Origin of the sequence: Flavobacterium cellulosilyticum, from assembly GCF_004349355.1 — a bacterium.
GTDB classification, from domain to species: Bacteria; Bacteroidota; Bacteroidia; order Flavobacteriales; family Flavobacteriaceae; genus Flavobacterium; species Flavobacterium cellulosilyticum.
Map to the genome: position 1 here is coordinate 62,615 of NZ_SMFK01000010.1, position 21,413 is coordinate 84,027.

A 21,413-nucleotide genomic window follows, 5' to 3' on the forward strand; every position below is an offset into this window, starting at 1 on the left:
AAAATGAAAAATATAAAAATTAAGTCTTTATTTATTGCAACAGTAGTGATATTTACTACGATGTCTTGTAGCAATGAATTTCTAGAAGTAGCACCAAAAGGAACGAATCTAGAATCCAATTATTATACCAATGAAACACAGGCTTTTGCAGGAGTTGTAGCTGTTTATGATGTGATGAGAAAAAATTCTGGAGGGTTTGACAATATGATTACGATGATGAACGCAGGCTCAGATGATAATTATGCTGGTGGAGGAAATGCTACTGATGGCGCTGGAATTCAAGGATTCTCTAATTATACAATTAGTCCTTTTAATGTTCCTACAACTTTTTGGAGTGATCATTATAAAGGGATTTATAGAGCCAATTATTTGCTTACTAAATTACCTGCAATTCCTATGAGTGCCGATTTAATGGCGAGATATACGGCAGAATGTAAAGCATTGAGAGCTAATTATTATTTTAATTTAGTGAGAATGTTCAAAAACGTTCCCTTAATATTGACTCCTCTCTCTGTTTCAGAATATTATTCAGTGAAACAAGCTACTCAAGCGGAAGTTTATACTCAAATAGAAAAAGACCTTAGTGAAGCAATTACAGTATTACCAGCGACTGTTCCTGCAGCAGACGCGGGTCGTTTTACAATTGGAGCTGCTAAAGCTTTACTTGGAAAAGTGTATTTGTATGACCCGGCTGGAAAAAAAGCATTAGCAGCAACCGAATTGGCAGCTGTAAACGGAACTCCAGGTGGAACAAGTCAATACGGATATAAATTGTTGTCAAATTACAGTGATCTTTGGATTGTCGACAATAAATTTAATACCGAATCTATTCTAGATGTGGCTCATACCAATGTATCTAGTTCTGGATGGGGTAACTGGGGTAGTGATTCTGACGAGGGAGACACGGTTAATGTGATGTGCGGACCAAGAACTTATACCAAAATTGGTGCTTCTGCTCCAGATCTTCCATCGGGTTGGAGTTTTAATATATTCACACAAAATTTTTATGATGTAATCAAAACTGATCCAAGATTTGGAGCTACTGTTTTAGATTTGAAAGCATTGAGTGCAGCGAATCAAGCAAGTTATATAGCAGGTTACCAAGATACAGGGTATTTCTTAAATAAATTTATTCCTAGAAAATCCGATGTAACTAAGGGTACAGGAGAGCCAGTCTTGAATTATAGACAAAATTCGTATGTTATTCGATTAGCAGATACTTATTTGATGGAAGCAGAAGCATTAGGAGGAACTGGAACTAGAGCACAAGCCTTATTGGATGCCGTTCGAGCTAGAGTTGGTTTGGCAAGTACACCTGTTTCTATCGCTGCCATTAAAGCAGAAAGAAGGTTAGAATTAGCTGGCGAAGGACATCGTTTCTTTGATTTGGTACGATGGGGTGACGCAACAGCAGCCTTAGCAAGCAGAGGTTTTAAAGCAGGTAAAAATGAAGTTTTCCCAATTCCTTACTCAGAATTGCAAAACACTTTGTTGGTTCAAAATCCTGGGTATACTAATTAATAATAATATTAATAATATGAAAAATATAAAATTAATTTTCAGCTTTGTTTTGTTACTAGCTGTTACAATAAGTTGTAGTATTCCAGACGGAATCGATCAAGATACTTCTTTTTTGAATACTGCAGTTTCAGGAAACATTTCTAAAATTTTTGACATTAGTACGGATAATTCAGGAATAGTGAAAATAACACCAACTGGCGAAGGGGTAACTTCATATACAGTCAATTATGGACATGGCACTGGTGCTGCAGCTTCTGCTGTGGTTGTTCCGGGAGCAAGCACTTCGCATGTGTATCCAGAAGGATCTTATACTGTTTCGATTGTTGCTACTGATATTGCTGGACATAAAACAACCTCTACAGCACCATTAGTCGTTACCTATAGAGCTCCAGAAAATGTAACGATAACTATTTCAGGAGAAATGAAAGTGAAAGCAGTAGCATTATATGCTAAATCATTTTTGGTGTATTATGGTGATGTGGCGAATGAAGTTGGTACTCCAATGGCTATAGGTCAAGAATTGCCAGCACATATTTATCCTGCTTCAGGATCAACTCCATATACACTTAAAGTAGAAGCTTTGAGTGGAGGTGTAGCAAAAACTGCTGCAACTAAAACATTATTTGATTTGCCAATTGATTTTGAAACTGCCGATGTAGATTTCTTTGGGACTTTTGATGATATTGGACAACAGTTATTTTCTACTGTCGATAACCCTAGTAAAACAGGAATTAATACTAGTGCTAAAGTTGGAAAATATACCAATGGTCACGCTTCTTGGAGTGGAACGTATAGCCCATTAAATATTCCGATAAATTTTGCTTACGGAAAAAAAATCAAAGTGATGGTATATAATCCAAGTGCTGCTAATATTGGGAAAAAATTGAATATTGAATTAGAGGCAGCTATAGGAGGAACTCCTGCAAATGGTGTTGCAATTGTAAAAATGCCATTTACAACCTCAGGTGCTTGGGAAGAATTAACATTCGATTTCAGTGGTATTTCAGGTATTCCAGCAGGAACTAAATTTGGTCAACTCGTGTTGCGTTTTAATGATTCGCAGAATGGGTCTCAGGAAGTTTTCTATGTGGATAATTTCAAACTAACTAATTAATATAGATATGAAAACAAATATAAAATACATAATTGGTGCTTTTTTCTTGCTCTTTTTTCTTGTTACAAGCTGCACAGAAGAAACGTACTCTCTAGGAGAATTAAAAGCTCCAACGAATATTGTGATCAATACAGAAGTTGTTGGTAAGGATGCTACTCATCCTAATGGAAATGGTACTGGACAAGTAAAGATCAGCATTACAGGAGACAATATACTTGGAAGTAAAATTGATTATGACGCTAACAATGCTGTTGAATGGGTTATACTTCCTAGTAATTCAGTTACAAAAACTTTTGATTCGGCTACTGGTATAAATACATATAAAGTGACTGTTGTAGTTTCAGGAATTGGTGGCACATCGACAAACCTTACTAAAGATATTACAGTACGATATGATTTTACACCAGATCCAGTAATTGTTACTAATGTAACAAACAATTCCTCTAAAAGCTGGGTTGTAGATAAAAGTGTAGCTGGACATTTAGGCGTTGGGCCTTGGAGTGGTTCGGTAACGCCAGAATGGTATGCTGCCGCTATCAATGAAAAAGCAGCTTGTTGCAATTGTCTATACACTACAAAATTCACATTTGCTAAAGTGGCAGCTACGGGAACTTATACTCTTACAGTTGCTTCACCTGATGGTATTTTCACCAAGACCGGTGCTTTAGCAGGTGGACTTCCGGGTATTCCAGCTACAGGTGATGAAGGCTGTTATCCTTATGCTGGCGGGACATCAGATTTTGTTTTTTCGGGTTCATCAACGGGTATTGCAGCATCTACGCCTTCGACTCAAGTAGCCATAAAATTATCGGGCACTAACACTTTTATTGGATATGGTGCCACGCTAAAAGCGTATGAAATCATGGTTGTTACACCTACATATATGTATCTAAGAGTACAAGGTACCGAAACAGGAAATGCTTGGTATTTGAAACTAAAACCAGCACTATAAATTTTTTTAAGAAGACCCAGAATACTATTTTGGTTCTGGGTCTTTTTTTTCTTAATTAAAAATAATATTCAAATGATACAAAACACCAATGTCACTAAATTAAATACTTGGCGAACGACTATCTTGTTGAGTTCTTTAATCGTTTTTGCTTTTGGTTTGATTTCTTGTAGCTCAGACGGTGGTTCAGGGGGAGGATCAACGGTAACAACACCTTCTAATCTTGTGCTTACTGCACAAGTTTTTGGTACAAGTACACAGAATCCAAATGGTGATGGTAGCGGAACAGTGAATTTTAATTTTAACGCTACAAATGCAACATCCTATAAAATTGCACTTGGAGATGGTGTTACTCAGGATGTCTCTAGTGGAGTGTACTCCTATACTTATACCACATCGGGTACAACTAATTTTAAGGTATTTGTTTCTGCTTATAATGGAGCCAATTTTATTAGCACATCTATTACTATAAATGTATATGTTGCTCCGACAACTGTTTGGTCAGATGAATTTAACATCGATGGAGCACCCAATAATTCTAAATGGGGATACGATGTAGGTGGAGGTGGTTGGGGAAACAATGAAGCCCAAAATTACACCAATAGAGCCGATAATGTTATCATTCAAGGAGGCGTATTGAAAATTATTATTAAAAAAGAAAACTATCAAGGGAGTAATTATACTTCTGCAAGGCTGCTTACCAAAGGTAAATTTTCTTTTAAATATGGTAAAGTCGAAATGAGAGCAAAATTACCATCAGGTGGAGGAACTTGGCCCGCTTTATGGATGTTGGGAGACAATATTAGCACTACTCCTTGGCCAGCTTGTGGTGAAATCGACATGATGGAACATGTGGGAAATCAACTTAATAAAATTTTTGGCACCCTACATTATACCGGTCATTCTGGAGGCAATGCCGATTCTACAACTCTAACTGTATCTACAGCTACAACCGATTTTCATATTTATAGTATTGACTGGAGAGCGGATGCCATTAAATTTTATGTAGACAATCAATTGTTTAAAACTTTTGTAAATACATCTAGTTTGCCTTTTAATCAGAATTTTTTCCTGATTTTTAATTGTGCTATAGGTGGAGACTTTGGTGGGGCAATTGATCCAAACTTTGCGTCATCTACTTTCGAAATTGATTACGTTAGAGTATATAATTAATAGGTTTTGGTTAGTTGGGTTTTCATTAATTGCTTCCTTTTTATCATGAGGAAGCAATGGTGAAAACTTTCATCTAATACGATGATTAATTGAAAATAATTGATTGGTATTATAGTCCATTTATTTCGAATATTAATATTAAAAATAATTCTAAAATGAAATATATATTGACTTTAATTACAGCATTGACTCTTTTTTTTGGAAATGCACAATCCTTAAAGTTGATGACGTATAACGTACGATTAGATATTGATGGTGATGGTGAAAATGATTGGACGCATCGAAAAGATTTTTTTTCTGAGCAAATGCAATTTTACGAACCAGACATTTTTGGAGTTCAAGAATCGAAACCGAATCAAGTAAATGATATAGCTATAGCCCTTCCTCAATATGACAACATCGGAATCGGAAGAGAGGGTAATGGAAAAGGAGAGTCTTCATCTATATATTATAAAAAGGAACGTTTTAAAGTTTTAGAAACCAATACATTTTGGCTTTCAGAAACACCCGATAAAATATCCAGAGGTTGGGATGCCGCTTTCAATAGAGTGTGTACTTATGGATTATTTAAAGATGTAAAAACAAAAAAAATATTTTGGGTTTTTAACACCCATTTGGATCATATAGGAGAATTGGCCAGAACAAACGGAATTCAACTCATTCTTTCAAAAATGGAAGCCTTAAACACCAAAAAATATCCTGTTGTTTTTATGGGTGACTTTAATTCTAAACCTACAGATGATAGAATTGTTGCGCTAAAAAAAGAGATGAACGATACACGTGATATTTCGAAAGTAAAACCTTTTGGTCCATCTGGCACCTTCAATGGATTTAAACATAATGAAGCTGTTACTGACTTGATAGATTATATTTTTATTTCAAAAAACAGTAGTCTTCAAGTTAATAAATATGCTGTTTTAAGTGACTCCAAAGAGTTGAGATATCCATCGGATCATTTGCCAGTTTATGTTGAAATTAGTTATAAATAAAACAGAAATGAACAATATACAATCAATAATGAAAATTTTACTTTTAGCGATACTAACGAGCTTTGCGACGAATTGCTCTTCTTCAAATAATGCTTCAGAACCAACTCCAACACCGACACCAGTTCCTACCAATGAAGTCGATTTTTGGTTGACAAAAGGAGATCAATCAGTATTGCTTCAAAAGCAATCAAGTGTTATTGTCTTTGGCACTACTTACAATGCTTATCCAAGTATTGAAGTGGATGATACGCAAAGTTTTCAAACCGTTGATGGCTTTGGATTTACCTTGACAGGTGGAAGTGCACAAGTAATCAATCAAATGACGACTGCAAAAAAACAAGAATTATTAAAGGAATTATTTGGTTCTGAAAGCAATGCCATATCCGTAAGTTATCTAAGGTTAAGTATTGCTGCATCCGATTTAGATGCCACTACTTTTTCTTATGACGATATGCCAAGTGGGCAAACGGATGTTAAATTGACTAATTTTAGTATGAGTCCTGATATGACTCATTTAATTCCAATTTTGAAAGAAATTTTACTGATCAACCCCAATATAAAATTTTTGGCAGTGCCTTGGTCAGCACCCGTGTGGATGAAAGACAATAATAGTACTATTGGAGGAAGTTTACAACCCCAATATTATGCTGCGTACGCACAGTATTTTGTAAAATACATTCAGAAAATGAAAACAGAAGGAATTGCCATTGATGCAATTTGTCCGCAAAACGAACCGCTACATGGTGGAAATAATCCAAGTATGGTAATGACGGCCTCGCAACAAGCCACTTTTATAAAAAATAGCCTAGGTCCAGCATTTCAAACAGCAAATATTAAAACCAAAATAATTATTTATGACCATAATTGTGATCGGCCAGATTACCCCATTTCAGTTTTAAGCGATACTGATGCCAATCCTTATATAGATGGTTCAGCCTTTCATTTGTATGGTGGTGATATTGGTGTCTTATCAACAGTTCACAATACGTTTCCAAATAAAAATGTGTATTTCACAGAACAATGGACTTCTTCGGTCGGTAGTTTTAGTGAGGATTTAAAATGGCATTCCAAAAATGTAGTTATCGGTTCTATGCGCAATTGGAGTAAAGTTGCATTGGAATGGAATTTAGCTAATGATTCCTCTTTTGGTCCTCATACTACAGGCGGTTGTACTCAATGTAAAGGAGCAATTACCATCAATAGCTCGGAAAGTTTTGTTAGAAATGTGGCTTATTACATTATAGCTCACGCCTCAAAATTTGTTCCATCTGGATCCACAAGAATTGCTAGCACGACCCAAGGGAATATTAATAGTGTGGCTTTTAAAACGCCAAACGGAAAGATAACCGTTCTAGTTGTCAATGACGGAAACGCTAGTGCAATATTCAATATAAAATATAATGGACGATGGTTCAATACTTCATTAGACGGAGGAGCAGTTGGAACCTATGTCTTTTAAGAACCAAGAAAAATAAATTAGCAAACCATAAAAGCATTACAAATTATGGAAGCAAAATTTTTTCAATAACACTAATAAACTATCCCAAAAGATAATACACTATTTGTGGGTGTTTTTATGGAAAAAAAACCAAGTATAATTAAGCGTTCAAGCTTGAATGTATAAAATAAGTAGTAGAAAAACAGGAATACTTAATTGTACTGAAACAAATAAAATAACATATAATTTTATCATTAATAAAAAATTAAAATAACATGAAAGCTACAATCTTTTCCCTGATGCTACTAATCACAACTAGTGCATTCTCTCAACAAAAAAAGAAAACAATACCGATACCTTTTTCTACAAAAGACAAAGTAGTTCATGTTTATACCTCCGCTGACAGCACTAGTTTAAGATTAACAAACACAGACAATTTGAAATTTTCAGTGTTAAAGCAACCTATGGAAACTCAAACTTGTGTATTTGTGGATCCAAACAAAACCTATCAAACTTTTTTAGGAATTGGAGGAGCCATTACAGATGCTAGTGCTGAAGTTTTTGCAAAATTATCAGTAGAAAAGCAACAAGAAGTACTTAATGCATATTTTAGTAAAGACAAAGGAATTGGTTATACATTGATTAGAACAACTATTCACAGCAGTGATTTTGGTCCGAGTAGTTATACTTATATTACTGAGGGGGATAAGGAATTGAAATCTTTTAACATCGAACATGACAAAAAATATAGAATTCCATTAATAAAAAAAGCAATGGAAACCGCAGCTGGAAAAGCAATTTTGTACGCCACTCCTTGGAGTCCGCCAGCTTTTATGAAAGACAATAAAGATATGCTCCATGGCGGTAAATTATTGCCGGAATTCTATCAAACTTGGGCAAATTATTATGTAAAGTTTATTAACGCCTATGAAAAAGCAGGAATTCCGATTTGGGGATTAACGATTCAAAATGAACCAATGGCTCTTCAAATATGGGAGTCTTGCATTTATACTGCCGAAGAGGAACGTGATTTTCTTAAAAACTATCTTGGACCTACTTTAAAAAAGGCTGGACTTGGAGATAAAAAAATAACTGTTTGGGATCATAATAGAGACCTTATGACGCAACGAGCAAGTGTTATTCTGGATGATCCAGAAGCCAATAAATATGTGTGGGGAGTTGGTTTTCATTGGTATGAAAACTGGAGTGGAGGAGAACCAATGTTCGGAAATGTGGATGTAGTTCATAAGATGTATCCTGATAAAAATTTGCTATTTACGGAAGGATGTAACGAGCGATTTAATGCTGAAAAATACCAACTATGGAAAAATGGAGAACGTTATGGTAAATCAATGATTAATGATTTCAATAATGGAACTGTGGGTTGGACGGATTGGAATATACTTTTGGATGAAAATGGAGGGCCAAATCATGTGGGTAATTTTTGTTTTGCACCCATTCATGGAGATTTAAAAACAGGGGAATTAATCTATACGCCGTCGTATTATTTCATTGGTCATTTTTCCAAATTTATCGATAAAAACGCCAAAAGAATTAGCAGTGTTTCAAGTCGCAGCAATTTAATTTCTACCTCATTTATAAATCCAAACGGGAAAGTGGTTACCGTTGTTATGAATCTGAGTGGTAAAAAAGTAACTTATTCTTTATGTGTAGGTACTAATGCGACTGAGGTTTCTATATTGCCTCATGCTATTCAAACGCTTGTGTATTAAGTTTTATAATAAATCATGAAAAGACATCTTTATATATTCCTTTTTTTTCTTTCACTTTCCTCTTTTGGTCAGGGTTTTTTACATAGAAATGGACAAAAAATAGTGAATGGAAGCGGGTATAATGTTATTCTAAGAGGGTTAGGATTAGGTGGGTGGATGATTCAAGAAGGCTATATGCTAAAAACTGCCGATTCAACAAACATTGGACCACAGCATGTAATCAAACAAAAAATAACAGAATTAATTGGAGCCAAAAACACCGAAGAATTCTACAACGCTTATAAATCAAATGGAATAACGAAAAAAGATATTGACTCTCTAGCCGCTTGGGGATTTAATTCCATTCGATTACCAATGCATTTTAATCTCTACACTTTGCCCATCGAACTAGAGAAGGATTTAAGTCAAAACACTTGGCTAGAAGAGGGATTCAAAATGACAGATGATTTATTGAATTGGTGCGCTGCAAATAAAATATATTTAATTTTAGACTTGCACGGAGCTCCAGGAGGTCAAGGACGCGACGCCAATATATCGGATTATGACCCTTTAAAACCTTCCCTATGGGAAAGTACTGCCAATCAGGATAAAATGGTAGCACTGTGGGTAAAAATTGCATTGCGTTATAAAGACAGCCCTTGGATTGGAGGGTATGACATCATCAATGAACCCAACTGGAACTTTGATGGGAAAAATAAAAATGGTTGTGATGAAACTTCAAATGCCCCTTTGTGGGAGTTGCAAACTCGAATTACAAAAGCCATTCGAGAAGTTGATGCGAATCATTTAATTTTTATTGAAGGAAATTGCTGGGGTAACAACTATAACGGAATGCCACCACTTTGGGATGAAAATATAGCCTTGAGTTTTCATAAATATTGGAATCCAAATAACACAGAATCCATACAGAAATTCATGGATATGAGAACCCAATACAATGTGCCAATTTGGTTGGGAGAAACAGGAGAGAACTCAAATGTATGGTTTAAGGACGTAATATCATTAGCCGAATCCAATAACATTGGTTGGGCATTTTGGCCAATGAAAAAAATCGATAATATTGCTGGAATAACGTCAGTTGCAACAACACCCGAATACGAAAAACTACTTCAATATTGGAAAAAAGGAGGGGAGAAACCTAGCTCGGATTTCGCAAAAGCAGCCTTAACGCAAATAGCAGAAAATTACAAATTAGAAAATGTTACCATAAAACGGGATGTAATTGATGCTATGTTTAGACAAGTTCAAACTACTGAAACCAAAATGTATAAAAAACATTCATTGCCCGGAATTATTTTTGCTACCGAATATGATTTAGGTCAAAATGGTTACGCTTATTTTGATAATGTGGTTGCGAATTATAATGGAACGGCATTTACTAAATGGAACAAAGGCGCTGCTATGCGAAATGATGGAGTTGATATTAAATCGTGTAATGATACCATTACCAATGGGTTTAATGTCTGTTTTATAGATGACAATGAATGGCTGCAATTTACTATTGATTTAAATTCTGATAACGAATTTGATGTCGATATAAGGTATTCAAATGCAGTTGCTGGAGGTAAATTGTATTTGGAAGATGAAAACGGAAAAATTTCAAAAACTATTTCGATTCCTTTTTCGGCTGATGCAATAGTATGGAAAACTGTAACTTTAAAAAATGTGGCTTTAAAACAAGGAATTAATAAAGTGAAGGTTCATTTCAAAAAAGGGAATTTTGATTTAAATTATTTGGAATTCAAGAATGCGCAGGTAAAAGGACCGAAAAAATAGATAATTGATTTGTAAGAGTATAATTAGACAATAAGAAACTACACCTAACACATATGAAAAAAATAGTAACTACAACACTTTTATTAACATTCTTTTTTGCCTTTTCACAACAAAAAACAATAGATCAAAAAGTGGATGCTTTACTAAAGCTAATGACACTTGAAGAAAAAATAGGACAACTTAATCAATACAATGATGACTTGAAAGCTACTGGTCCAATAACGGTTGACAATGACAAAGCCAGTCAAATCCGTAAGGGACAAGTGGGTTCATTGTTGAATTGTCTTGGAACAGAACGTACAAGGAGTTGGCAAAATATCGCCATGGAATCTCGTTTAAAAATCCCGTTGTTATTTGGTCAAGACGTAATTCATGGTTTTAAAACAACATTTCCCATACCGCTGGGAGAAGCTGCAAGTTGGGATTTGGCAGCCATAGAACAAAGCGCAAGAATTGCCGCTATCGAAGCTTCGGCTTCTGGAATTCATTGGACATTTGCGCCTATGGTTGATATTTCCCGTGATCCTCGTTGGGGACGCGTAATGGAAGGAGCTGGTGAAGATCCGTATTTAGGTTCTAAAATCGCTTATGCAAGAGTAAAAGGTTTTCAAGGAAATAAATTGGGAGAAACCGATGCTGTTATGGCTTGCGTCAAACATTTTGCAGCTTATGGTGCAGCTGTTGGAGGAAGGGATTACAATTCGGTAGACATGAGCGAAAGGATGCTTTGGGAAGTTTATCTTCCTCCGTTCAAAGCCGCTCTTGATGCGGGTGCTGCTACTTTTATGAATTCTTTTAATGACTTGAATGGAATTCCTGCCACAGGAAATAAATATTTACAAAGGGACATTTTAAAAGGGAAATGGGGTTTTAAAGGATTTGTGGTTTCGGATTGGGGTTCCATTGGCGAAATGCAAAATCACGGTTATGCAAAAGACGGAAAAGAAGCAGCATATCTTGCTATCACTGCCGGAAGCGACATGGATATGGAAAGCAGATGCTACAAAAATAATTTGGAAGCTTTATTAAAAGAAAAAAGGATAGACATAAAATTAGTTGATGATGCTGTTAAAAGAATTTTGCGAAAGAAATTTGAGTTAGGATTATTTGATGATCCTTACCGTTTTTGCAATCCAGAACGAGAAAAAGCGGCGCTAAATAATCCTGAACATACAAAAGCAGCAAGAGAAATAGGAGCGAAAAGCATCGTTTTATTAAAAAACGAAAACAATTTATTACCTCTTTCAAAGAATATTAAAAGGATAGCTTTTATTGGACCTTTGGTTAAAGAATACAAACAAAATATGGGTTTTTGGGATGTAGATTTACCTGGAGTTGATTATGATAAATTGGTGGTTTCACAATGGGATGGTTTACAAAATAAAATAGGAAAAGACACTAAATTACTTTATGCTAAAGGTTGTGAAATCGAAGGTGATAATAAAGAGGGTTTTGCTGAAGCCATAGAAATGGCCAAACAAGCCGATGTTGTAATTATGAGTATTGGAGAAAAAAGAGACATGAGTGGGGAGGCTAAAAGTCGAAGTGATATACATATTCCAGGTGTTCAGGAAGAATTAGTAAAAGCCATTCAAGCCACGGGGAAACCAGTAGTTGTTTTGATCAACACGGGACGACCACTGATTTTTAATTATACTGCGGATAATGTGCCTGCTATACTTTATACATGGTGGTTGGGAACCGAAGCAGGAAACTCAATCGCCGATGTTTTATTTGGTGATGTGAATCCAAGTGCAAAATTACCAATGACTTTCCCTAGGGAAGTAGGTCAAATCCCAATTTATTATAATCATTTCAATACAGGAAGGCCGGCGAAAAACGATATGGATTTAAATTATACTTCTTCATATATTGATTTGTCAAATAGTCCGAAATTCCCTTTTGGTTATGGATTAAGTTACACATCTTTTAACTATTCCGATTTGAAATTATCTAAAAAGAAGATGAAAAATAATGAGACCATGGAAGTTAGGGTAAATATTACCAATACAGGAAAGTATTCCGGTGACGAAGTGGTACAATTGTATTTGCGAGATAAAGTTGGATCTGTAGTTAGACCCATAAAAGAATTAAAAGGCTTCGAAAAAATTAAACTAAATGTAGGGGAAACAAAAACAGTGAAATTTGTGATTGACAACCAAAAATTATCTTTTTACAATGATAAATTAGAATTCATTTCAGAACCGGGAGATTTTGATTTGATGATTGGTTCTTCTTCTGAAGATATTCGTTTGAACGACAGCTTCGAATTAGTAAATTAACTTTTTTGGATAAATAGTTACAATTGCTATGGAAAGAATAAGAACATCCTGCTTTTTGCAATAAACTATTTATGAGTATAGGAATATAAAATAGTCCATTTGCCTCGAATTTTCACTGTTTTTATATTGAATTCCAGAAAATATGATTTCAAGAGATCAATCTGGATCTCCCACCCTGAGTGTGTTTATGGTTTTTTAAGTAAATTTGAAATATGCCTATTTTGAATTTTTAGATAACATTTTATTAGTAATATTCCCGTTTTTTTTGTTTTTTTACTAGCACTAATTGCTAATGTTTTTAATCGAGTTACAACCTTCTATAGAAGAAAGCATTTTCTGTTTTAAAAGATTTTACGAAAAAAATAAAGGTGGATAGTTAATTTAATCAATATAAAAATGAACATTAAAGTTAGAATACTGTTTTTGTTGTTATTGTTTTCATTTGTTGGATGCAAAGTAAAGGATAAGCCATATTGGGAGGATATTCAGAAATTCAAAACAATTGATCAGCAAAATAGTCCAATCCAACAAAGAATTTTGTTTATAGGGAGTTCCTCTTTTACTTATTGGAAAGATGTTCAAGAATATTTCCCTAATCATTCCATAACAAATAGGGCTTTCGGAGGTTCAACCTTGTTGAATTTAATTGAATATAAGAATGACATTTTAAATCCATATCATCCCAAACAAATAGTAATCTATTGTGGGGAAAATGACATTGCTAATGACGATAAAGTTACAGGGGAAACTGTATATAATAGGTTTCTGGTGCTTTTTGAAATAATTAAACATAAATATCCAGATGTATTTGTTGCTTATGTTTCCATGAAACCAAGCCCATCCCGTTGGCATTTGAAAGATAAGATGATGGATGGGAATCGCAGAATCGAGACATTTTTAAAAAGCGAAAAGAATACTGTTTTTATCAATATCTGGGATAAAATGTTGGATGAAAAAGGAAAGCCTATGGGCATTATTTTTTTAAAAGACAGCTTGCATATGAATCCAAAAGGGTATGAAATTTGGAAAAAAGAAATAGCCCCAAATTTGAAATTTTAAATAATTAAAATTTGTAAAACTAGCATTTGAATTTGTTCCTTTGTTTGCTGTAAGAGTTTTGGGATAGTATTATTTATTAAAGTAAGTTTCAGATCACTATTTTTAGCTTTGCTAATAATTTTTATTTAGGATCTTTAAACAAATCAACTCTACTATTTCAGAACATAATTGGCAGAAAAAGTCACAATTCCCATCCATCCTTCACCCACTTTCTCGCCGTAAGTTATTACGTTTATTGCACTACCAAAACCTATTGAAGCCACTACATTCCATTTACTGGAGATAGGATATTGATAACCTGCATTTGCCCAAGGTTGCAACACTAAATTGTATGTTGTTCCTGTTGTTGGGTTTGAAGTTTGTAAACCATATTTCCATTTTGTCCACATATTCCAAGTATCTAAAGTTAGTCCTACAAAAGGTTGCCCTATTCCCCAAGTTGAAAAATATTTAACCACTCGAACACTTCCACCAAATCCTTTTGCTACTTCATTATCATTTTATCCTCTAAAATCCTGTCGGTTGGCAAAATTCCCACCCACACGAAATCGTAGTGCGCAATCTTCTTTCAGGAACACATTGGACGTTATCATTGGCATAAAACCAACTGGTTACCATTGTAATTCTGTACCAATTTCTATTTTTTTGTTGGTTTTAATTTCATCAGACTGTGAGTAAGAATACATTGAAATAAGTAATAATCCAACAAAAATCAGTTGGTTGTGTTTCATTGTGTTTCTATTTAAATTTATAAATGAAAGACACTTTCTTAGCCAAGAAAAAATCTGCCTCTCATCATAACAAAAACAGATTCAAAATTATTATTATTTATTGTTTAAGAAGCAATTTTCTTACCAAAATTGACCAAAATATGGGGTTCTATAAATCCTACTTGCGTGGCTACTTGTTTCCCTGTTTAAAAATTTATACTAATGTTGGCTCGTTTAAAACGCTTGCTTTTTCAATATTCCATTCGCCTTCAATCATTCTGTGTACAAAACAGGCATCTGCTTGGTTGAGTAATTCGGTTCTTTGTTCTTCAGTAATATCGCCTTCAATAGCGATTGTCACATTAACTGTTGTTGAAAGTTTTCCGTTTTCACCACGTTTCACTACTTGACCTAATTCGGCTTCTACGTTTCCAATTTCCCAACCGTTTTTGCGTGCAATAAAACGTACGGTTGCCACTTTACACATTCCAATACTTGATAAAATTAAGTCTTCGGGTGAAAATCCTAAATCAGTTCCTTTGCTTGCTATAGGTTCGTCTCCAATAATGCTGTGTCTTCCGTTGCTGATAATGGTTTGGTATCCTGTTGGTAGATTTTTGAGTTTAATGTTTGTAGCCATAATAGATCGCTGTTTATTGTGTTTAAATTATTTTTATATTGATATAGTCGAAGTAAAATGGATTTCCTGACAAAAAGAATGCGATTTTTACTTTTTAGGTTCTACAGTTCAAATTGTTAAAGATTTTTTTTTAAAACCATTAAGCAAATCAAGTTTTATTAAGGAATCATTTAAAACTTAATTTTCTTATCCCGAAGCTTCGGGACTTAAATACCTTAATGGTTTAATTTCTTTTTTAAAATTGTTTTTGATTTTCTAATTTCATACAAATACTATAAAGAATCACCTTTTATAAAAAATCAAAAATTAATTGTCAGGATGGTTTAATTGCTCCGTCTAAAAGATAGTTGTAGCTTTATAAAAAAAACAATCCATGGAAAAAACATATTATGACCCAGCAGACCTTAAAAAATTTGGAAAAATAACTGATTGGAATAAAGAATTAGGGGATACATTTTTTGAATATTACGGAAAAGTTTTCGAAGAAGGAAGTTTGACTGCTCGCGAAAAATCATTGATTGCCTTAGCAGTTTCCCACACAATTCAATGTCCGTATTGCATAGATGCTTATACTGGCGATGGCTTGAAGCGTGGTATTACCAAAGAAGAAATGATGGAAGCCGTTCACGTAGCAGCAGCCATTCGAAGTGGTGCAACACTTGTACACGGAGTTCAAATGATGAACAAATACGACAAATTATCAATGTAGTTTAAAATAAATTATGCTTTTAAAATCTTTACACGCACAACACAGCGCACTTTCTAAAACAGAGCGACAATTGGAAATTCTGTCCAACGGAATTTTCAAAGATGGTTATCTGCCCACTTTTGCCGACAAAATAAAATCGGTTGGTCAGTTTCCACTGCGTCCTAAAAAAATTGAAATTCTGCAACTCAACGTAGGGTATATGTGCAACCAAGTTTGTGCGCATTGCCACGTGGATGCTGGACCAGACCGTAAAGAAATTATGACTGTCGAGACAATGCAACATTGTCTTGACGTCATTAAAAACACAGGGGTACATACACTTGATTTGACGGGTGGCGCTCCCGAAATGAATCCTAATTTTCGTTGGTTTGTTGAAGAAGCATCCAAATTGGGAGTTCAAGATTTTATTGTCCGCTCCAATTTGACCATTATTTTAGCCAATAAAAAATACCACGATTTACCAGCGTTTTTTGCCAAACATAATATCCACGTTATTTCGTCTTTGCCTTATTATAAAAGAGAAAAAACAGACAAACAACGAGGCGATGGTGTTTTTGATAAATCTATCAAGGCATTGCAAATGCTAAACGAAGTGGGTTATGGAATGCCAAATAGTAACTTGAAACTCGACTTGGTTTACAATCCATCAGGTGCATTTTTACCAACGGATCAAAAAGCATTGGAACACGATTTTAAAATTGCTTTAAAAGAAGATTTCAATATTGATTTTCACAATTTATTTGCCATTACCAATTTACCCATCAGTCGATTTTTAGATTATTTGATCAATTCGGATAATTACGAAGACTATATGTATTCGCTAGTCGAAGCCTTCAACCCGAAGGCGGTCGACAATGTCATGTGTACCAATACCATTTCTGTGAGTTACGATGGCTGGTTGTACGATTGCGATTTTAATCAAATGTTGGGATTAAAAGTGGCCGTATCTGATAATCATATTTCTAAATTCAATGAAGAAATTTTGTCCAATAGAAACATTTTAATCTCTCAACATTGCTACGGTTGCACAGCTGGAGCAGGAAGTAGTTGCCAAGGTACAGTAGCTTAAATAATAATTTGGGCGTTCCCCAAGGGTCGGGCTTTTCGTTGCAATCTTTTTTGAGAAGAAAAATCTCAAAAAAGGATTTTCACTTCAAACGAAGTTCACTGAACTCCTATTTAAATAAATGTTTAGTGAAGTAATCCCTAACGCAAAAAAAAATAAAAATGAACATTGAAACGATAAAAGAAACCACAAAATTTTTAATCCAAAAAGGATTTCATTTCCCAGATGTTGGCATTGTGCTTGGCACCGGATTAGGACAATTAGTCAATCATATCAAAATAGAAGCAGAAGTCGATTATGCTGACATCCCCAATTTTCCAGTCTCTACCGTCGAATTTCATTCGGGTAAACTACTATTTGGCACATTAGAAAACAAAAAAGTAGTCGTAATGCAAGGACGTTTTCATCTTTATGAAGGCTATTCTTTGCAAGAAATTACATTTCCAATTCGGGTTTTAAAAGCACTCGGAATTCAGACGTTATTAATTTCAAACGCCGCTGGAGCAATCAATCTAAATTTCAAAAAAGGCGATTTAATGTTGATTGAAGATCATATTAATTTACAAGGCGGTTCGCCATTGGCATTCAAAAATGTATCCGAATTTGGAGAACGTTTTACCGATATGAGTGAACCTTATGATTTGAATTTACGTCATTCGATAATTGAAATTGCAAAAGCCCAAAACATTATATTACACAAAGGAGTTTACGCTGCCGTTGTTGGTCCACAACTGGAAACCAAAGCAGAATATCGTTATCTCAAAATAATTGGCGCAGATGCCGTAGGAATGAGCACCGTGCCCGAAGTTATTGTTGCGAACCATTTAGGTTTAGCCGTATTGGCTGTTTCTGTATTGACTGATGAATGCAATCCTGATGATTTAAAACCGGTAAACATTTCCGAAATTATTGCTTTAGCTGGGCAAGCCGAACCCAAAATGATTTCCTTATTTAAAGAATTACTAAAAGAATAATTATGAGCTATTTAAATGCCACAAACGATTTATACAAACAAGCGGCGCTAACTCCCGATGTTGGATTATGCTGTACCACAACTCCAATTTGGAAATTTCCAGGTCTTGAAATCCCCATCATCATGCAAGAAATGAATTATGGATGTGGAAGTACGATTTCAGCACAGGATTTAATCAACAACCCAAAAGTATTGTATGTGGGTGTTGGTGGCGGAATGGAATTACTACAATTTTCTTATTTCTCACGTCAAAAAGGAGGTGTTATTGGCGTGGATGTCGTTGATGAAATGTTGGAAGCTTCTCGCAAAAACTTCATTGAAGCCGAAGAACAAAACGAATGGTTCAAAAGTGAGTTTGTGGAGTTAAGAAAAGGCGATGCTTTGAAACTACCCATAGAAGATGCAAGTATTGATATTGCGGCTCAAAACTGTCTTTTTAATATTTTTAAAGCCGAAGATTTAAAGAAAGCGTTACAAGAAATGTATCGTGTTCTCAAACCACACGGGCGTTTGGTAATGAGTGATCCCACTTGTGAACAACCTATGAATGAAGCGTTGCGAAACGACGACCATTTGCGTGCATTGTGTTTGAGTGGGAGTATTCCAATTGCGGATTATATCCAAGCTTTGACTGATGTTGGATTTGGCACCATTGAAATTCGTGGTCGTCGTCCCTACCGAATTTTAGATACCGAAAATTATCCAACCGATGAACTTATTTATATCGAAAGCATAGAAGTTTGTGCCATCAAAGATCCAATGCCAGCTGATGGTGCTTGTGTTTTTACAGGAAAAGCAGCTATTTTCTTTGGAAAAGACGACTATTTTGATGATAAAAAAGGACACGTTTTGATGCGAAATCAACCTTTAGCTGTATGTGATAAAACGGCAGCCGCTTTAGCAAGTCTTAACCGAAATGATATTTTTATTAGCGAAAGTACGTTTCATTATAATGGTGGCGGTTGTTGTTAGGAAATTTTAATATTTAGAAAGTGCGATTGACAAGTCGCACTTTTTTATTTACAACAATCATTCTTCTCTTGAATGGAAGGACAAGCCGCAGTACGATAACTGCAAAATACAAGGCAATCGCCTTCTAATGGGCGTAAAGCCGTTTTGCAATTTTCGCATTCGTAGAAGAACTGACATGCTTCCGTTGGCATTGTTTCTTCTTTTTTATGACCACATTCTGGACAAGTTATCGTAGATATTAATTGTGTTTTCATCTTTTTATTTACCCCATTTAATTTGAACTATTTTCAATAAAAAGATAAGTTAAAAAACAGCAACGACCAATAACACATTGGGATTCCTGAACTTGGTTTGGGCAATATACAAATATTTAATTTCTACGAGGTATGCTCCGGTAGGAGCAAAATATTGGCATAAAAAGTCAACGCAATCCAATCCTAATGTCCCGAAGGGACTAAACCTGAGCAGTTTTATATAATAAGAAAAGGTTTTATCGGACAACAATTATTTATAATATTTTTTAATGATTGTTAAAGCGGGCTTTCCTTGAGGTGTAAAATCTATATATCTCCTTTCTTTATAGTAATCATCAGCAAACCATTTCCAAGCAAAACCACCTTTATACCAGGGTTTATTTTCAAAGGATTGAAATAAGGATTCATAGGAATTAGCTTGTGCTTGGTTGTTTTCTATCGCATTTGTTTCCGTCCAAGGTTCGTCTGCACAATTATTGGAGTTGCGATATCCAAATTCAGTAAAAACAACATTTTTTTTGTATTTCTTTTGAATCAATTCTATTTTTAAAATGTGTTTTTTCCAACTCAAATTGAGTTCTTCAACTGAAGGGGTTTCTGATTTTGACAATGGAAAGTAGGCATCAATTCCAATAAAATCCAATTCATTCCAAAATGGTATTTTATCAAATTCATCCCAATTGGCAGCATAAGTTAATTTACCCGAATAGACTTTTCTTATTTTCTGGATGAGTTGCAACCAATATTGGGGTCTTTTAAGAATAGGATTTTCCAATTCTGTACCAAAACAAAATATTGCTATCTTCTGGGATTCGGCTATTTGGGCGAAATTTAAAATGTATTTTTCGTATGCTGTTTCCCATTTTTGCCAATCGGATTCCGTTTTAAAATCTAAATGCCCCGTAAACGTATTATGATTTATCCATAAATGAGGTTTGAGCATTAGCTTAAAATTATTGGCATGCGCTTGCTGTATACACTCTTTTATTCCTTCTGATGTTTCTCCCCACCATTGCCTACCATTATCATAATTAATAGTTATTTCATCTGTATTTACAAAAGCATACGGAATAAGAGATATCGAATTGATATTGTTGTCTTTCAACTCTTCAAAAGTTTTGCTTTTTAGTTCTTTAATTGGTGCAACCAAATTCATTCCTTTATAAGTAATAGTATTGGTAGATGAAGCGATTTTAGCTGGAATTAAGTTTTTAAAAACGGCATAACTACTCATTATCAAAAGTAGAATTGGAATTAAAAAGTATTTTAAATTTTTAAACATAAAGGTACTTCTAGATTTGTTGTGAATATAATTTTCTGGTACTTCTGGATTTGTTGTGAGTATGCTTTTTTAATGGTTTAAATGTTTTTTCACCTAAATTGTTTTAGGTTTTTCACACAAATATCTTTAAAACCAACATAAGTAATTAATAGTTGTAATTTTCTAAATGGCTTTCCGAACTGTATTCGATAAAAAAAAGTTTGCAGGTATTCAATTGTAATGTTAAAATTTGTTGTAAAACCTGTTTAATTGCTTAGACTCCACCAAAATCGCCTCTATACCAATATAGTTACAAAAAGATATTAATCGCAATAAAATTTAAAACTTTTTCAAATGCACTTAAAATTATCGTGCAAATTTTTAATGTGTTTACTTGGATGAATGTCTTTGGCCTAATTGTTTGCAACAGTTTGCGTTATTACTTTTGCTTTTTTGCTTTTCATAAAAACTTTTGCAATTTGGATTAACGCCAAAACAAGAAATAAAGTAGCAAATAGTGGATTGAGATACTTACTCATTTCAATATTATTTTCTACCAAAAAGTATTTCGCTGTGTGAGCAAAAAGCAGCATTCCTATCAAGGTTCCTATCATTGCTCCCATAATAAAAATTCTATTGTCATTGCAACGAGGATCTAATTTATTGGTTCGGAATAGGTAAATATAAATTCCAGACCAATACGGCCACTGAATAAAGTTTAAACTATTCAAGAGTAATCCTAGAATGAATGGGAATTGAGCCAATAGCAATTGCGACAAACTAAAGTTTTTATC

19 protein-coding genes are annotated in these 21,413 nt (G+C 34.5%); 14 read left to right on the forward strand and 5 right to left on the reverse strand.

Annotated elements, in window-relative coordinates:
• The first annotated feature begins 3 nt into the window (after positions 1 to 3).
• The 10 genes from E0F76_RS13685 to E0F76_RS13730 all read left to right on the forward strand — a co-directional run bounded on the left by E0F76_RS13685 (position 4) and on the right by E0F76_RS13730 (position 14,034).
• On the forward strand, positions 4 to 1,521 hold the full coding sequence (locus E0F76_RS13685; RefSeq protein WP_132007124.1) for a RagB/SusD family nutrient uptake outer membrane protein: 1,518 nt from the start codon (positions 4 to 6) through the stop codon (positions 1,519 to 1,521).
• 16 nt (positions 1,522 to 1,537) lie between these two features.
• The gene (locus tag E0F76_RS13690) at positions 1,538 to 2,635 is read left to right on the forward strand and encodes a hypothetical protein (RefSeq protein WP_132007127.1); all 1,098 of its coding nucleotides are present in this window, start codon (positions 1,538 to 1,540) and stop codon (positions 2,633 to 2,635) included.
• A 7-nt stretch (positions 2,636 to 2,642) separates the two neighbouring features.
• The gene (locus tag E0F76_RS13695) at positions 2,643 to 3,587 is read left to right on the forward strand and encodes a hypothetical protein (protein ID WP_132007130.1); all 945 of its coding nucleotides are present in this window, start codon (positions 2,643 to 2,645) and stop codon (positions 3,585 to 3,587) included.
• A gap of 72 nt (positions 3,588 to 3,659) precedes the next feature.
• A complete protein-coding gene (locus E0F76_RS13700) occupies positions 3,660 to 4,757 on the forward strand; it encodes a glycoside hydrolase family 16 protein (protein ID WP_132007133.1) in 1,098 nt (365 codons plus the stop codon).
• A gap of 155 nt (positions 4,758 to 4,912) precedes the next feature.
• Complete coding sequence (locus tag E0F76_RS13705) at positions 4,913 to 5,746, forward strand: endonuclease/exonuclease/phosphatase family protein (protein ID WP_181954046.1); 834 nt, start codon at positions 4,913 to 4,915, stop codon at positions 5,744 to 5,746.
• A gap of 7 nt (positions 5,747 to 5,753) precedes the next feature.
• Complete coding sequence (locus tag E0F76_RS13710; protein WP_220398927.1) at positions 5,754 to 7,205, forward strand: glycoside hydrolase family 30 protein; 1,452 nt, start codon at positions 5,754 to 5,756, stop codon at positions 7,203 to 7,205.
• 254 nt (positions 7,206 to 7,459) lie between these two features.
• Positions 7,460 to 8,917, forward strand: a complete 1,458-nt coding sequence (locus E0F76_RS13715; RefSeq protein ID WP_132007136.1) for a glycoside hydrolase family 30 protein — start codon at positions 7,460 to 7,462, stop codon at positions 8,915 to 8,917.
• Between the two features lie 15 nt (positions 8,918 to 8,932).
• Positions 8,933 to 10,693 carry a cellulase family glycosylhydrolase gene (locus E0F76_RS13720; protein WP_132007139.1) on the forward strand — a complete coding sequence of 587 codons (1,761 nt, stop codon included), beginning with the start codon at positions 8,933 to 8,935 and terminating at the stop codon, positions 10,691 to 10,693.
• Between the two features lie 53 nt (positions 10,694 to 10,746).
• Positions 10,747 to 12,975 carry a glycoside hydrolase family 3 N-terminal domain-containing protein gene (locus E0F76_RS13725; protein ID WP_132007142.1) on the forward strand — a complete coding sequence of 743 codons (2,229 nt, stop codon included), beginning with the start codon at positions 10,747 to 10,749 and terminating at the stop codon, positions 12,973 to 12,975.
• 396 nt (positions 12,976 to 13,371) lie between these two features.
• Positions 13,372 to 14,034, forward strand: coding sequence for a GDSL-type esterase/lipase family protein (locus E0F76_RS13730; RefSeq protein ID WP_132007145.1), 663 nt, complete (start codon positions 13,372 to 13,374; stop codon positions 14,032 to 14,034).
• 152 nt (positions 14,035 to 14,186) lie between these two features.
• Here E0F76_RS13730 and E0F76_RS13735 read toward each other — a convergent pair whose 3' ends face one another.
• Both E0F76_RS13735 and E0F76_RS13740 read right to left on the reverse strand, forming a co-directional pair.
• Positions 14,187 to 14,492, reverse strand: a complete 306-nt coding sequence (locus E0F76_RS13735; RefSeq protein ID WP_132007148.1) for a hypothetical protein — start codon at positions 14,490 to 14,492, stop codon at positions 14,187 to 14,189.
• A gap of 466 nt (positions 14,493 to 14,958) precedes the next feature.
• Positions 14,959 to 15,384: an OsmC family protein gene (locus E0F76_RS13740; RefSeq protein WP_132007151.1), complete on the reverse strand. Its 426-nt coding sequence runs from the start codon at positions 15,382 to 15,384 to the stop codon at positions 14,959 to 14,961.
• 373 nt (positions 15,385 to 15,757) lie between these two features.
• On the opposite strand from E0F76_RS13740, the gene E0F76_RS13745 reads away from it, so the two are divergent.
• The 4 genes from E0F76_RS13745 (at position 15,758) to arsM (ending at position 19,104) form a co-directional block, all read left to right on the forward strand.
• Positions 15,758 to 16,093 carry an arsenosugar biosynthesis-associated peroxidase-like protein gene (locus E0F76_RS13745; protein ID WP_132007154.1) on the forward strand — a complete coding sequence of 112 codons (336 nt, stop codon included), beginning with the start codon at positions 15,758 to 15,760 and terminating at the stop codon, positions 16,091 to 16,093.
• 13 nt (positions 16,094 to 16,106) lie between these two features.
• Complete coding sequence (arsS, locus tag E0F76_RS13750; protein WP_132007157.1) at positions 16,107 to 17,162, forward strand: arsenosugar biosynthesis radical SAM (seleno)protein ArsS; 1,056 nt, start codon at positions 16,107 to 16,109, stop codon at positions 17,160 to 17,162.
• A gap of 158 nt (positions 17,163 to 17,320) precedes the next feature.
• Complete coding sequence (locus E0F76_RS13755) at positions 17,321 to 18,133, forward strand: purine-nucleoside phosphorylase (protein ID WP_132007160.1); 813 nt, start codon at positions 17,321 to 17,323, stop codon at positions 18,131 to 18,133.
• 2 nt (positions 18,134 to 18,135) lie between these two features.
• Positions 18,136 to 19,104: an arsenosugar biosynthesis arsenite methyltransferase ArsM gene (arsM, locus tag E0F76_RS13760; RefSeq protein ID WP_132007163.1), complete on the forward strand. Its 969-nt coding sequence runs from the start codon at positions 18,136 to 18,138 to the stop codon at positions 19,102 to 19,104.
• Positions 19,105 to 19,148: 44 nt separating this feature from the next.
• Here the strand turns inward: arsM and E0F76_RS13765 are convergent, their stop codons facing one another.
• The 3 genes from E0F76_RS13765 to E0F76_RS13775 all read right to left on the reverse strand — a co-directional run bounded on the left by E0F76_RS13765 (position 19,149) and on the right by E0F76_RS13775 (position 21,398).
• Complete coding sequence (locus tag E0F76_RS13765; RefSeq protein WP_132007166.1) at positions 19,149 to 19,358, reverse strand: GDCCVxC domain-containing (seleno)protein; 210 nt, start codon at positions 19,356 to 19,358, stop codon at positions 19,149 to 19,151.
• Positions 19,359 to 19,608: 250 nt separating this feature from the next.
• A complete protein-coding gene (locus E0F76_RS13770) occupies positions 19,609 to 20,640 on the reverse strand; it encodes a glycoside hydrolase family 113 (protein ID WP_132007169.1) in 1,032 nt (343 codons plus the stop codon).
• A 392-nt stretch (positions 20,641 to 21,032) separates the two neighbouring features.
• The gene (locus E0F76_RS13775; RefSeq protein WP_132007172.1) at positions 21,033 to 21,398 is read right to left on the reverse strand and encodes a hypothetical protein; all 366 of its coding nucleotides are present in this window, start codon (positions 21,396 to 21,398) and stop codon (positions 21,033 to 21,035) included.
• Positions 21,399 to 21,413 lie beyond the last annotated feature (15 nt).

What these genes read in the sequence shown, in the direction of transcription:
- E0F76_RS13730 (WP_132007145.1), top strand. Translation starts at nt 13,372, where the DNA reads ATGAACATTAAAGTTAGAATACTGTTTTTGTTGTTATTGTTTTCATTT.
- E0F76_RS13740 (WP_132007151.1), bottom strand. Translation starts at nt 15,384, where the DNA reads ATGGCTACAAACATTAAACTCAAAAATCTACCAACAGGATACCAAACC.
- E0F76_RS13745 (WP_132007154.1), top strand. Translation starts at nt 15,758, where the DNA reads ATGGAAAAAACATATTATGACCCAGCAGACCTTAAAAAATTTGGAAAA.
- arsM (WP_132007163.1), top strand. Translation starts at nt 18,136, where the DNA reads ATGAGCTATTTAAATGCCACAAACGATTTATACAAACAAGCGGCGCTA.
- E0F76_RS13690 (WP_132007127.1), top strand. Translation starts at nt 1,538, where the DNA reads ATGAAAAATATAAAATTAATTTTCAGCTTTGTTTTGTTACTAGCTGTT.
- arsS (WP_132007157.1), top strand. Translation starts at nt 16,107, where the DNA reads ATGCTTTTAAAATCTTTACACGCACAACACAGCGCACTTTCTAAAACA.
- E0F76_RS13715 (WP_132007136.1), top strand. Translation starts at nt 7,460, where the DNA reads ATGAAAGCTACAATCTTTTCCCTGATGCTACTAATCACAACTAGTGCA.
- E0F76_RS13695 (WP_132007130.1), top strand. Translation starts at nt 2,643, where the DNA reads ATGAAAACAAATATAAAATACATAATTGGTGCTTTTTTCTTGCTCTTT.
- E0F76_RS13685 (WP_132007124.1), top strand. Translation starts at nt 4, where the DNA reads ATGAAAAATATAAAAATTAAGTCTTTATTTATTGCAACAGTAGTGATA.
- E0F76_RS13720 (WP_132007139.1), top strand. Translation starts at nt 8,933, where the DNA reads ATGAAAAGACATCTTTATATATTCCTTTTTTTTCTTTCACTTTCCTCT.
- E0F76_RS13770 (WP_132007169.1), bottom strand. Translation starts at nt 20,640, where the DNA reads ATGTTTAAAAATTTAAAATACTTTTTAATTCCAATTCTACTTTTGATA.
- E0F76_RS13705 (WP_181954046.1), top strand. Translation starts at nt 4,913, where the DNA reads ATGAAATATATATTGACTTTAATTACAGCATTGACTCTTTTTTTTGGA.
- E0F76_RS13710 (WP_220398927.1), top strand. Translation starts at nt 5,754, where the DNA reads ATGAACAATATACAATCAATAATGAAAATTTTACTTTTAGCGATACTA.
- E0F76_RS13765 (WP_132007166.1), bottom strand. Translation starts at nt 19,358, where the DNA reads ATGAAAACACAATTAATATCTACGATAACTTGTCCAGAATGTGGTCAT.
- E0F76_RS13755 (WP_132007160.1), top strand. Translation starts at nt 17,321, where the DNA reads ATGAACATTGAAACGATAAAAGAAACCACAAAATTTTTAATCCAAAAA.
- E0F76_RS13725 (WP_132007142.1), top strand. Translation starts at nt 10,747, where the DNA reads ATGAAAAAAATAGTAACTACAACACTTTTATTAACATTCTTTTTTGCC.
- E0F76_RS13700 (WP_132007133.1), top strand. Translation starts at nt 3,660, where the DNA reads ATGATACAAAACACCAATGTCACTAAATTAAATACTTGGCGAACGACT.